This is a genomic window from Candidatus Magnetominusculus xianensis (assembly GCA_001541255.1).
Taxonomy (GTDB): domain Bacteria; phylum Nitrospirota; class Thermodesulfovibrionia; order Thermodesulfovibrionales; family Magnetobacteriaceae; genus Magnetominusculus; species Magnetominusculus xianensis.
In genome coordinates this window covers 1-8,321 of sequence record LNQR01000133.1, presented here as the reverse complement: position 1 = coordinate 8,321, position 8,321 = coordinate 1, and the positions used below count along the sequence as shown (strand labels likewise).

General features: G+C 45.9%; 11 protein-coding genes and 1 tRNA gene. 3 read left to right on the top strand and 9 right to left on the bottom strand.

Going from position 1 to position 8,321, the window contains the following annotated elements:
* Positions 1 to 202: 202 nt before the first annotated feature.
* The 8 genes from ASN18_RS16410 to lptC all read right to left on the bottom strand — a co-directional run bounded on the left by ASN18_RS16410 (position 203) and on the right by lptC (position 5,570).
* A tRNA-Leu gene (locus ASN18_RS16410) sits at positions 203 to 287 on the bottom strand.
* 59 nt (positions 288 to 346) lie between these two features.
* Positions 347 to 805, bottom strand: a complete 459-nt coding sequence (locus ASN18_RS16405; RefSeq protein ID WP_085053868.1) for a hypothetical protein — start codon at positions 803 to 805, stop codon at positions 347 to 349.
* Positions 806 to 817: 12 nt separating this feature from the next.
* Positions 818 to 1,663 (bottom strand): RNase adapter RapZ, encoded by an 846-nt coding sequence (gene rapZ, locus ASN18_RS16400; RefSeq protein ID WP_085053867.1) that lies wholly within the window; start codon positions 1,661 to 1,663, stop codon positions 818 to 820.
* Entirely contained in the window at positions 1,660 to 2,181 is a 522-nt protein-coding gene (gene hpf, locus ASN18_RS16395; RefSeq protein WP_085053866.1) for a ribosome hibernation-promoting factor, HPF/YfiA family, read from the bottom strand. Before hpf ends, rapZ begins: the two co-directional genes overlap by 4 nt.
* Before the next feature lie 75 nt (positions 2,182 to 2,256).
* Complete coding sequence (gene rpoN / locus ASN18_RS16390; RefSeq protein WP_085053865.1) at positions 2,257 to 3,708, bottom strand: RNA polymerase factor sigma-54; 1,452 nt, start codon at positions 3,706 to 3,708, stop codon at positions 2,257 to 2,259.
* A complete protein-coding gene (gene lptB, locus ASN18_RS16385; protein WP_085053869.1) occupies positions 3,708 to 4,448 on the bottom strand; it encodes an LPS export ABC transporter ATP-binding protein in 741 nt (246 codons plus the stop codon). The genes rpoN and lptB overlap by 1 nt, the downstream gene beginning before the upstream one ends.
* Positions 4,449 to 4,477: 29 nt before the next feature.
* Positions 4,478 to 5,044, bottom strand: coding sequence for an LptA/OstA family protein (locus tag ASN18_RS16380; protein ID WP_085053864.1), 567 nt, complete (start codon positions 5,042 to 5,044; stop codon positions 4,478 to 4,480).
* Between the two features lie 16 nt (positions 5,045 to 5,060).
* Entirely contained in the window at positions 5,061 to 5,570 is a 510-nt protein-coding gene (lptC, locus tag ASN18_RS16375) for an LPS export ABC transporter periplasmic protein LptC (RefSeq protein WP_157073067.1), read from the bottom strand.
* 135 nt (positions 5,571 to 5,705) lie between these two features.
* Between lptC and aroQ the strand changes: the two genes are divergently transcribed.
* A complete protein-coding gene (aroQ, locus tag ASN18_RS16370; RefSeq protein WP_085053862.1) occupies positions 5,706 to 6,203 on the top strand; it encodes a gamma subclass chorismate mutase AroQ in 498 nt (165 codons plus the stop codon).
* A gap of 46 nt (positions 6,204 to 6,249) precedes the next feature.
* Complete coding sequence (gene dacB, locus ASN18_RS16365) at positions 6,250 to 7,716, top strand: D-alanyl-D-alanine carboxypeptidase/D-alanyl-D-alanine endopeptidase (protein WP_236861839.1); 1,467 nt, start codon at positions 6,250 to 6,252, stop codon at positions 7,714 to 7,716.
* Positions 7,717 to 7,726: 10 nt separating this feature from the next.
* Here dacB and ASN18_RS16360 read toward each other — a convergent pair whose 3' ends face one another.
* A complete protein-coding gene (locus ASN18_RS16360; RefSeq protein WP_157073066.1) occupies positions 7,727 to 8,101 on the bottom strand; it encodes a hypothetical protein in 375 nt (124 codons plus the stop codon).
* A 46-nt stretch (positions 8,102 to 8,147) separates the two neighbouring features.
* Between ASN18_RS16360 and ASN18_RS18145 the strand changes: the two genes are divergently transcribed.
* Entirely contained in the window at positions 8,148 to 8,291 is a 144-nt protein-coding gene (locus ASN18_RS18145) for an IS1634 family transposase N-terminal domain-related protein (protein ID WP_492208011.1), read from the top strand.
* Positions 8,292 to 8,321 lie beyond the last annotated feature (30 nt).

Below are 8,321 nucleotides of genomic sequence, written 5' to 3'. Positions count from 1 at the left end.
CCTTCGTTATTTTATTAGCCATTACTACCTCCTGTTTAGTTTTGAAGATAGTATACCATATTTACTTATTAGATTGCTACTTAGTATTACAAGAGAAAGAGGAAACCCTTCAGGCACAGTTGGGCACAATTACGGGCACAGACGGGAATCTGAGGAGGATTAAGTAAAATGGAAAACCTTCGGAGAGTGGCTTATTTATTAATGCCGGGGGCCGGACTCGAACCGGCACGAGCGCGAAACCCGAGGGATTTTAAGTCCCTTGCGTCTACCAATTCCGCCACTCCGGCACTGATGACTATTGTAATCATTATCATATCTTTTGGTCAATACGGCCCGAATAAATATTTTAGGTCTTGCAGTGTGAGTTAAGCCACGTCTGAAGCCCTTCAGCGTTAAGTAGCGCTTCAGGGATTTCGCCCGGTGGCAGGCACTGCGGCAGGACTATTCTTAGAAAATTCTTCACAGAATAATTAACAACATCTTCCGCAGAGAAATCATCCGATGTGTTTTCTATCATTAAAGTCTCTGCGTTCCAAAGGTCATCAGAAGAGCGGACTTGCTCATCGTGGCAGCTGCCTCCTCTGAGAGTCCTCGGCTGCCAGCCGCGTAACAGGATATACGAACGAAGCTCTATGTTCGACGATTGAAGCCCCTTCATCACAATGTTTTGTCCAAGCCGGTGTTTCCCCGCCGTCAACGGCGTAAAACGCGTTATATTAACTCCTGAACAATAGATATACGCCGCGCTTCCTTCCTGTCTCACTATAAAATACATAAAGTCGTTTATATATTCACAACTGTTCATATTTAAGCTCCATCACATATCCCTATGTATAACTTCTGTTGCTATATCATGTTTTTTTGAGAACTCAGCGGCTTTTTCTACGATTGCCGGTGAGCGGTGCCTTCCTCCTGTACATCCTATACCAAGCGTGAAGGACGACTTCCCCTCCTTTTTGTACATAGGAATTAAAAAGTTTATGAGGTCTTCAATCTTCACAATATAGTCTGCTGTTACTTGACTGTCGAATATATATTTTTTTACCGGTTCATCCAACCCGGTAAAAGGGCGAAGTTCATCGACAAAGTGGGGGTTTGGCAGAAACCTTACATCCAGGAGCATATCAAGGTGCTGTGGTATGCCAAACTTAAACCCAAACGATATAATGGTAAACTTAAAATAGTCTGAGCTGAGTCCTCCAAGTGTAGCCGTGATGTGCTGCCTCAGGCGGTGTGGTGTGAATGATGATGTGTCTATAATCGAATCGGCCTCGTCTCTGAGAAACTTAAGCATCTTTTGCTCCAGGGCTATAGCCTTTTCTATGCTTCCCTTGGCCGCTTTAGCCAATGGATGCGGCCTTCTGGTCTCTTTATACCGCCTGATGACGATGTCTGTTTCGGCTTCAAGATATACTAACGTCAGGCTGTAGTTGTCACGGAGTTTGCGTATGATTTTATCTATGCCTCGTAAAAAACTCTTTTCCCTGATATCAATTCCTACGGCGATTTTCTCTGATCGCAGGGCGGTGAGTTTTATAAAACCATAGATAAGCGAAGAGGGCAGGTTATCGACACAAAAGTAATCCGCATCCTCCAGCGCCCGCAAGGTAACAGTCTTGCCAGCGCCGGACAGCCCCGTGACAATTACAAGCGAGGACCTCATTTCTCAGGCTCTATGAGACCTAAGTTCCCGTCCTCTATCTTGTATATTACATTGATTTTACCGCTCTGTTCGTTTGTGAATACGTAGAATTCCTTGTCAAGAAGGTCCATGTGCATGGCGGCCTCCTCTGCTGACATAGGTTTCATATCAAACTTCTTTCTCTTAATGATGCTCACACGCTCGGTGGTTGGCGCTGTGTCTTCGACATGTACACCCTTACCGGCAGTCTTGCGCTTCGATGTTATTTTCTCTTTGTACTTTCTTATTTGTCTGTCAAGTTTTTCCAACACCTCGTCTATCGATGAGTACATCTCACCGGTTATTGACTCTGCCTGGATTTGTATGCCGTTTGATTTTATCACTACCTCTGCCTTGTGTCTGTATTTCTCTACAGATAGTATGACCATGGCGTCGGTATCGGCGCTTAAAAACTTATCGAACTTGTGGATTTTTCCCTCGGCATACTCTCTTATTGGCTCTGTTATGTCAAAATTCCTGCCTGTTACGGTTATGTTCATAATGTACCCTCCTGAGTTCTGTTAATGTAATCGCATATTCAAACGCACTGACCGCCGCACTGATCGCATGATGAGCTACAGTTGCTGCTTCTTCCTTTTCGTATGAGGTGGAATTTTCAACTCTTCACGGTACTTAGCAAGCGTCCTCCTTGCTATGTTGATGTTTTTACTCTTGCATATCTCCACTATTTTTTGATCGGTCAAGGGGTTTGAACTGTCCTCCTCATCGACAATCGTCTTAATCAGGTCCTTTACGCTGGTTGATGATACGCTGCCTTCGTCTCCTGTGAGGGAGCTGCTGAAGAAATATTTAAGTGGAAACATACCGTGGGCGCAGGATATATACTTATTTGATGTCACGCGGCTGATGTTGCTTTCGTGGATGCCGATTTCTTCTGAAATTATCCTCAGACTCAACGGTCTGAGATATTCAACCCCCTTTTCAAAAAAATCCATCTGATACTTCATGATGCTCTCTGTTACCCTGTAGATTGTCTTATTTCTTTCGTCGAGGCTTCTTAATAGCCACATAGCAGATTTATATTTGTCCAACAGAAACTGTTTGTCCGTTTTGTCGAAGGTGTTTTTCTGTGTGAGCAGCTCTTTGTACATACTGCTTATTCGCAGGCGCGGGACGCTGTCATCGTTTAAGAATATACGGTACTCGTCGTCGACTTTATCAATATATACGTCAGGCACTACGTAAGATACCTGTACGCTTGAAAACTTTCTGCCGGGTTTAGGCTCAAAGCCTTCGATTATGTGAATGGCCGTGTGAACATCCTCAAGTGCCGCATTATACTGTTTGGCTATGGCGGCAGGCCTGTTCTTTTCGATGTCCTCAAGGTTATTCTGAACTATTGCCTCAACTAACGTCCCTTTTAGTTTTAGCGCTTTTACCTGAATAAGCAGGCATTCCTTAATATTTCGTGCGCATATGCCCATGGGGTCAAACCTCTGGACCAGGGCTATTGCCTTTGTAACAATTTCCTCTGACAGCCCAAGCACTTTGACCAGCTCCTCTGTAGTTGCCTGCAGGTAACCGTTTTCGTCTATGTTACCGATTATCATCTCTGCCGCCTCTTTTATGTCTTCTGAGGCGTTTGTCATGTCAAGCTGCCACTTCAAATGCTCGGTTAGTCCTGTTGTTGTCGTTAGAAATGTCTCAAACCCGGGTTTCTCTGTGTAGCCGGAGCTAAAGTATCCTAAATCCCGGCCGTCGCTCCCGCGTTCATCAAAATAATCATCAACGGCATAAGTGCTTATGCTGTCAGACATCTCGACATCGCCCTCGATATCGCCGTTGCTGTTGTCAGGCTTTTCAGCGTCGCCGTGAGAGTCTTCCATGGACACCTCCGGCTGTTCATCGGTCAGCTCCTCCAGAAACGGGTTTTCCACAAGCTCCTGATTTATGGCCTGCGATAGCTCAAGCTGGGGCATTTGCAGAAGTTTTATTGCCTGCTGAAGCTGGGGCGTCAGGATAAGCTTCTGCGACAGCTTTACTTCTAATCTTGTCTCAAGTGCCATTACAGCGTGAAATCCTCTCCCAGATAGGCCTTTTTTACGGCATAGTTGTCTATGATTTTCTCCGGTGTGCCCTCATCCAGAAGCCGCCCGTGATTTATTATATATGCCCTGTCGGTTATTGACAGTGTGTCGCGCACATTGTGGTCAGTTATAAGAATCCCAATGCCTTTGTTCTTCAGATAGGTCAACATTTTTTTCAGATCAATAATCGCTATCGGGTCTATACCGGTGAAGGGTTCGTCAAACAGTATAAATACCGGATTCATGGCTATCGCCCTTGCTATCTCTGTCCTTCTTCTTTCACCGCCAGACAGTGTGTAGCCTATGTTTGAGGCGATGTGGTCTATATTGAATTCCTTAAGCACCCTGTTAACTGTTGCTGCTATCGCAGATTGCTGAAGCCCGTTGTCTGCAAGTTCGAGTACTGCTGCGATGTTTTGCCGCACAGTCAACTTTCTGAATATGGACGCCTCTTGCGGCAGATATGCTATGCCCTTTCTTGCCCGCAGATACATCGGGATACTGCCTATGTCTTCACCGTTTAGGGTTATCGTGCCGCTTCCATGTCTGACAATGCCGGTTACCATATAAAAAGATGTAGTCTTCCCTGCACCGTTTGGTCCGAGAAGTCCTACAATCTCACCAGTGTTGATTGACAGGCTTAGATTGTCTACTACGAGTTTTTTCCCATAGCGCTTTGATATACCCTTTGCTGCCAGTGTATTAACAGGTTTATCCATTGTTATTGCTTTTCCCATATCATCAAAGATTATTTCTCCTCAAGATGAACACGGCTGTTTTCTACGAATGAGACATCTGTCTCGAAGAAATACTCTATCTTCGTCCCGGTTACTATATTTTTACCCTCTTTGGCCTCTGGCCTGCCCGTAAAGACCACTCGTTCGTTAGCGCCGTAGTATACGGCTTGGTCGGAGGTAATTATCTTATCTCCCTGAATGAGCTTGATATTGCCCTTTGCATCAATATGGTCTATTTGCTGGTTTTTGTCCTCCGTGTAGAAGACAACCATGGTATTGGCATAGAATGTGACATCACCTTTTACCGCTTTAACCGAGCCGTTAAACGTGGCTGTCCGCTTTTTATTGTCGGCTACCAAGGTATTGCTGGTTACTATGAGGGGCGCATTTTTATCACCTTTCATAGATTTTTTAAAACCCGACCCGCCCGCTGCCGGGGCAGCTGATGCAGCCGGGGCAGCCGTCTTTTTAGTGTCAGGACGAGGCTCACCGGAGGCCAACCCCACAGTTAATACTACTACTGCCGCTGTTACTATAGCAAAAAAACCTTTTATAACCACTACCGCCCTTGCCTTCACCGTCAACTACCCCCTTTTATCTATAGACAACCGTAACATTTCCTGACAATTGTAGCTTTTCTCCTGCGAAAGTTTCAATCGAGTCTGCCCGCACCATGACATTTTTCCCTGTGAGTACGACCTCGTTAGTGGATTTCATAGCCTCTGTATTGAAATCCCACTTTATATCTTTCGATTTAACTATAAACTCTTTGTTATTTGCTATGACATCCCCGATTAGTTCTATCGAATTGTTTTTAACGTCATATGCGCCATTTCCTGCCTTCATAGTCACGTCTTTATCAGGGACGTTAAACTGTATATTTGTCAGCTCTGCGGTTTCTCCGGTCTTAATGATGGAGATTTTTTCAACTGCCGCCGTCCACTTTATGACTGATTCGGCGGAATGTACTATTTTTACACCTTCTAAATATGAATTGCCAGGGACGATAGAGATTTTTTTCACACTATATATCTCCTGGCTCGTAAAATATGCAAACATAATCGTAGCCGCAGCTATCAACACAATCGGGATGATTCTCCTCATATACCATTGTATCACGAAAGGTCGTATCTTTTCAATTAACGTCAAATGAGGGCTGAATATCTTTCCCAGCAGTATTAATTCCACGTGTATAAAAAATGATTGAGTTTAACTTCCTTTCTGTGTTATTTTTTACATATGGATGCACTAAGAGGGCTGTTTTCATTAATAGATCGGCGGCTTTCGTATATGAAGGCGGTGGCGGCCTATAAATGGTCAGAGGGGCTGCCTATTGACGATGCCGAACGAGAGGACATTGTGCTGAGGGATTCCCTCTCAGCTTCAAGAGACATGGGCCTTGATGTGGAATCGATGAGAGAGTTCTTTCTCTTGCAGATTCAAATAGCAAAGCAGGTTCAGAGCGCGTGGCACAGTAAATGGAAATCAGAGGGGTTTCATCAGGACAGTTGGCAAAACCCGGACCTTCAGGCACAAATCCGCCCCGCACTAATTGAAATCGGCGCTGACATCGTAAGACAAATCAGAGAGGCCCTGCCGCTCCTGCAAAACAAGAATTGCCTTTCGCGCTGTATCTCATCGATTAGCGTTGAGCTTAAAACCGAATTCTTAGAAGACGATATGAAAATAAAACTGCTTGAGTCTCTTGCCCGCATAAAGGCAGCCCAACACGCCTGATATTCGGTATATGAAGGACTGCACCTCAATATCATTTGGAGGCAATATGAAAGGGCGTTTTGTAAGACATGCTGCCGCAGCAATGCTTATAGTTATTATAAGTGTCTCTACCGCCGTGGCGGAGCCTGCCGCACCCGCAGTGCTTAAACTGCGCCATAAAATCGATACTTATCTCGAGAGTCCCGCCCTCTCACAAAGCCATGTGGGTATAAAGGTCGTATCCCTGAAGACAGGCGAGGTATTATATACAAGAGGTAACAAGCTGTTATTTCATCCGGCCTCGACCTTAAAACTGTTTACTACCAGCGCTGCACTCACAAGGCTTGGCGCCGGGTTCAGGTTCAAAACCACAGTGTCAGCCGATTCCCCTGACATTGCTGAGGGTACACTGCACGCCAACCTCTACCTTAAGGGCTTTGCCGACCCACTGCTCACAACAGACGACCTGTCATGGATGGCCGTTGAGTTGAAGGCGCGTGGTATTGAGCGCGTTACGGGAGACCTTGTCTGCGACGAGACATATCTTGACAACAATTACTACGGCAGGGGCTGGATGCGGGAAGACTACTCATCTTGTCACTATGCCCCTATCGGCGGGCTTACGGTTAATAATAACTGTGTTGTAGTAAGGGTAAGGCCAGGAAGCGGTGCGGGAGAGCCTCCGGCAGTCACTCTTGAGCCGCAAATACCTTATATAACAATAAAAAACACCGCCTTTAGCCTCATTACCGCTGACGAACAAAACGGCAGCACCCTGAATGTCATCAGAGACTGGCACGAGCCGGACAACGTAATTACCGTTACCGGAGATATAGCTATTGATCAGCCTGAACAGACATTCACTGTGACACTCACACCGCCGGTCCCTTATGCCTGCCGTCTTTTTTCTGACATCCTCGCGGCTCATAAAATAGAAGTGGCGGGGAAAATACGCTACGGTGCAGTCCCCGACGAATACACTGAACTCACCAGTTACGCCTCTGCACCGCTGTCTGAGATAATTAAAGATATAAACAAACAGAGCATTAATCTGTACTCAGAACTATTGATGAAGACACTTGGGGCAGAACTTCAGTCGCCTCCTGGGACGGCAGCTAAGGGCATTGCGGAGATTAAGGCGTTCATTAAGCAAATCGGCATGGACGCGGACTCAGTTGAAATCGCTGACGGCTCAGGGGTCTCACGGTATAATCTCATAAGCCCTGACCACTTGGTTGGACTGCTGAGTGCTGTCTCAGACTTAAGTGAGCCATTTATTGAATCGCTATCGATAGCCGGTGTCGATGGCACATTGCAATTCCGAATGCGCTCAACACCGGCAGAGGAAAGACTAAAGGCAAAGACCGGCTCGATGGCAGGTGTCAGGACAATTGCTGGGTTTACGGCTACTCAGGATGGTGAGGCCGTAGTGTTTTCCATTATGATAGAAAACTTTGTCGTTGACCCTGGGGTTATTACTGATATACAGGATCGGATTCTTGTCTTAATCTCATCGTTTAGCAGGAACCGGTAAATCGCGCGCCTTAAGGCAGTCTCTTCAGGTTATTCCTGATACGCTTTATGAGTGAGGATTGTTTACGCGGCGGATTGTGGATAGACTTATTATCCGTTTGTTTATTGCCCAACTTTTGCAGTGCCTCAGGGGGCAGCCCATTTTTGATTGCTTCGATAACTAGCTTCAGGCCTGCCGCGCCGTATTTGTTATTTACACTTTGCAAGAACAAGGCGATAAATGCACCGGCCTTGTTCTTATCCTCCAGAGCCTGAGCCTGAGAAGTAATCACAAGGCCAAGCGCCTCAGAGTACCTCCCGACTATATCGCTTGGAGTGCACGGGGTGCGCGGCGAGGGTTGAAAACACTGGGGCGGGAGCGGATTCGCGGAATGTAGTACCACCACGTAAATAACACATGACTTACTTGATTGCTTATGTTACACTATCAGCATGTTTATACGAACCAATCTGAGAAAAAACGGCAAGACCGCTGTGCAGATTGTAGAGAACTACAGACGGGCTGATAGTGTCACGCAGAAAATTATAAGACACTTAGGGCAGGCAGCTACGATCTTGATGCGCTTAAAAGATTAGCCAATGCAGTTATGGAAGAAATCAAGGAAG